This is a genomic window from Streptomyces sp. NPDC002785, from assembly GCF_040295565.1.
In the GTDB taxonomy this organism is placed as follows: Bacteria; Actinomycetota; Actinomycetes; order Streptomycetales; family Streptomycetaceae; genus Streptomyces.
In genome coordinates this window covers 1-3536 of sequence record NZ_JBEOVN010000354.1, presented here as the reverse complement: position 1 = coordinate 3536, position 3536 = coordinate 1, and the positions used below count along the sequence as shown (strand labels likewise).

The window sequence follows — 3536 nt, the reverse complement described above, 5'->3', positions numbered from 1 at the left end:
CGCTGAGGCACGGCCGTGCCTCAGCGGTACAGCGCGTGCTTGCTACGTGATCGAGATGCGGAACAGCTTGTCCGCGCCGTCCGGTTCGCCTCCGTTGTTGTCGCAGTTGGTGGTGGAGAGCCAGAGCTGGTCCTGTCCGGGCACCTTGGTGACCGAGCGCAGCCGGCCGTACGTGCCGACGTAGTACGCGGTCGGCGTGCCGAGGTTCTCAGTGTCACCGTTGATCGGTACCCGCCACAGCCGTTCGCCCTTCAGCGCGGCCATGTAGATGACATTGCGGACGATGGCGATACCGCTGGGCGAGGCCTCGGAGACGTTCCAGGTCTTCTTCGGGTTGGTCATGCCGGCGGTCGAGCAGTTGCCCTCGCAGACGGGCCAGCCGTAGTTGTTGCCCGGCTTGATGAGGTTGAGCTCGTCCTTCTTGCTGTCGCCGAACTCCGCCTCCCACAGACGGCCGTTGCCGTCGAAGGCGAGGCCCTGCGGATTGCGGTGGCCGTAGCTGTAGACGTAGTTGCCGAACGGGTTGCCGGGGGCGGCCTTGCCGTCCGTGGTCATCCGCAGGATCTTGCCGTTCAGCGAGTTCTTGTCCTGGGCCAGGTCGGGGGTCTGGGCCTCGCCGGTCGACGCGTACAGATAGCCGTCGGGGCCGAAGGCGAGCCGTCCGCCATTGTGGTACCTGCTCTTCTTGATCCCCTGGAGCAGGACCGTGTATCCGCCGAGCGAGCTGCCGTCGTACGTCATGCGGGCGACGCGGTTGCCCTCGGACGCGGTGTGCATGACGTACACGTAGTGGTTGGTGGCCCACTTGGGGTCGACAGCGACGCCGAGCAGGCCGCCCTCACCGTTGGTCGTGACGGCGCCCGGCACGGTGCCGACCTGGGTCCTGGTGCCGTCAGGGGTGACCTTGAAGACCTTGAAGCTGTCCCGTTCGGTCACCAGCGCGGTCTTGCCGTCGGGCATCCAATAGGTACCCCAGGGGATGGACCAGCCGGTGGAGACGGTGGCGATGCCCGACGGTACGCCGCCGTCGGTGGCGCAGGCCGGGGTGGTGAAGGTGACCGTGTTGCTCGGCGGCGAGACATTGCCCGCCGTGTCCTTGGCAACGACGTCCAGCGTGTACGGGCTGGCGCAGGCGAGCCCGGTGAGGGTGGTCGTGGTCGCCGGCGGGGTGCCGGTCACGGTCTTATGGACGGTGCTGCCGCTGCGTACCTCGTAGGCGGTGACGGCCTTGTTGTCCGTCGACGTTCCCCAGTTCAGGACGACACTGTTCGTGGTGAGGCCCGAGGTGGACAGGGTGCCGGGCGCCGAGGGCGCGGTGGTGTCGGAGCTGGGCAGGGTGGTGCAGTCCACGATGGGGCTGACCGAGGACACATTGCCGGCCGCGTCACGCGCGAACACGGTGATGTTGTACGTGGTCCTGGCCGTGAGCCCGGTCAGGTTCTTCGTCGTGGCGGTGCCCGCCGCCTCCGCGAACTTGTTGCCGTGTTCATAGATGTCGTACGCGGCGACGCCCACGTTGTCCGTTGCGGCGCCCCAGTTCAGCGTGAGGCTGTCCTCGGTGATCGCCGAGCAGCTGGGCCGGCCTGGTGCGGTGGGGGCCTCGGTGTCCGATGAGGTGACCGTGAAGTCGATGTAGTCGAGGTTGGGCAGCCCGTTGGTTGTCGTGGACGTCAGCCGGATCTTGTTGCTGCCCGCCTTGACCGGGGTGGTCAGGGTGGAGGTGGCCCAGGTGTTCCAGTCGGTGGTGGCGTCGAAGGCGCGGGCGGCCGAGACGACCGTGCCGCCCACGGCGAGATCCGCGGGCCGGCCGGCTGTTGTGCCGTTGGAGTACCGGATGGCGATCTGTCCGGTCCCGGCAGAGGCCGCGGTGACGGTGAACTCCACATAGCTGCCGACGACATTGTCTCCGTTGACGAAACCGGTCCCGGAGTAGCCGGTGTGGTTGGACTCGGCGGCGCCCTGGACGATCGTCGCAGCCTCCGCCTCGTAACGGGTGGCTGCGGCTTCCGCGGGCGGCGCGGCGAGCAGGGGCAGCAGCAGTCCGGCGGCGGCGAGCGCCGTCCCGCCAAGAGTTCGCTTGCTCGTGGTGGTACTCATTCGACCTCCTCAGCCCTTGTACTGGACGACGATCCTGGTGAAGTCGTACGGGGACCGGGACACCCTGCTGCAGGCGTCCGCGTCACTGCCGGAGCCGTGAGTGTCGGGGCCGCCGTTCGCCGTGGCGGCTGAAGCCTTCGGGACGTGGGCGAGCAGGGGCAGAAGCAGACAGCTGAGGCCGGCGAGGACGGCGACGGTACGGCGTGGGGGTCGGTCAGCGTGCACGGGAGCTCCCTTCCGGATCGACGTTAGGAAAGTTTCCTGACCATCACTGCATGGGATTCCCTGGAGAACGATCTGTCAATGCTCCGCGCAGGCCCAAATATCAATGCCCGTACGCGAGTTCACAGGATTTCGGACCGCTCGGGAGCGGACCGGCGGCGTCGAAGCACATACAGGACGGGGCCGGGTGAGACCGGGGTGAGCCCACGTCATGCCTGGGCCGGACAGGCAGCGGCTGCGAACAGCGGGCCGACGGGGAATGCATGACACTCCCTGATCGTTGACCATGAGAATCCCAACCGACGACGTAAGGATCGACCGCTCGTGAGCAAGGTCCCCTGCATCACCCTCAACAACGGCGTCGAGATGCCGCAGCTCGGTTTCGGCGTCTGGCAGGTGCCGGACACCGAGGCCGCGAAGGCGGTCGCGACAGCCATCGAGTGCGGGTACCGGAGCATCGACACCGCCGCGATCTACGAGAACGAGGAGGGTACGGGCAGGGCCATCGCAGCCGCCGGTGTCGCCCGCGAGGAGCTCTTCGTCACGACGAAGCTGTGGAACGCCGACCAGGGGTACGACTCCACCCTGCGCGCCTTCGACACCTCGCTCGACAAGCTGGGTCTCGACTACGTCGATCTGTATCTGATCCACTGGCCGGTGCCGGCCAAGGACGCGTACATCGAGACGTACAAGGCCTTCGAGAAGATCTGCTCCGACGGCCGCGCGAAGGCCATCGGTGTCTCGAACTTCCTGCCCGAGCACCTGGAGCGTCTGCTCGGCGAGACCTCCGTGGTCCCGGTGATCAACCAGATCGAACTCCACCCGCAGCTCCAGCAGGCCGAGTCGCGCGCCTTCCACGCCAAGCACGGCATCGCGACCGAGGCCTGGTCGCCGCTGGGCCAGGGCAAGGGTCTCCTGGAGGTCCCGACGGTCGTCGCGATCGCCCAGAAGCACGGCCGCACGCCGGCCCAGGTGGTCCTCCGCTGGCACATCCAGACCGGCAATGTGGTGATCCCGAAGTCCGTGACGCCGTCCCGGATCGTGGAGAACCTCGATGTGTTCGGCTTCGAGCTGGACGCCGACGACCTGGCCGCGTTCGCCGCACTGGACGAGGGCAAGCGTCTCGGCCCGAACCCGGGCGAGTTCAATCTCGGCGCCTGAGCCGTGCCACTGCACCGTTGAAGTGCACAGACCGCCGCCCGGCTGCCGAGCCGGGC

3 protein-coding genes are annotated in these 3536 nt (G+C 67.5%); 1 reads left to right on the top strand and 2 read right to left on the bottom strand.

Translation table 11 applies throughout. The features are described from left to right. Positions 1-42: 42 nt before the first annotated feature. Together ABTZ94_RS36815 and ABTZ94_RS36810 are read right to left on the bottom strand one after the other, a co-directional pair. Positions 43-2097, bottom strand: coding sequence for a PQQ-dependent sugar dehydrogenase (locus ABTZ94_RS36815; RefSeq protein ID WP_351207702.1), 2055 nt, complete (start codon positions 2095-2097; stop codon positions 43-45). Between the two features lie 9 nt (positions 2098-2106). Further along, positions 2107-2322: a hypothetical protein gene (locus ABTZ94_RS36810; RefSeq protein ID WP_351207700.1), complete on the bottom strand. Its 216-nt coding sequence runs from the start codon at positions 2320-2322 to the stop codon at positions 2107-2109. Positions 2323-2643: 321 nt separating this feature from the next. Between ABTZ94_RS36810 and ABTZ94_RS36805 the strand changes: the two genes are divergently transcribed. Continuing rightward, positions 2644-3480, top strand: a complete 837-nt coding sequence (locus ABTZ94_RS36805) for an aldo/keto reductase (RefSeq protein ID WP_351207698.1) — start codon at positions 2644-2646, stop codon at positions 3478-3480. Positions 3481-3536: the final 56 nt, after the last annotated feature.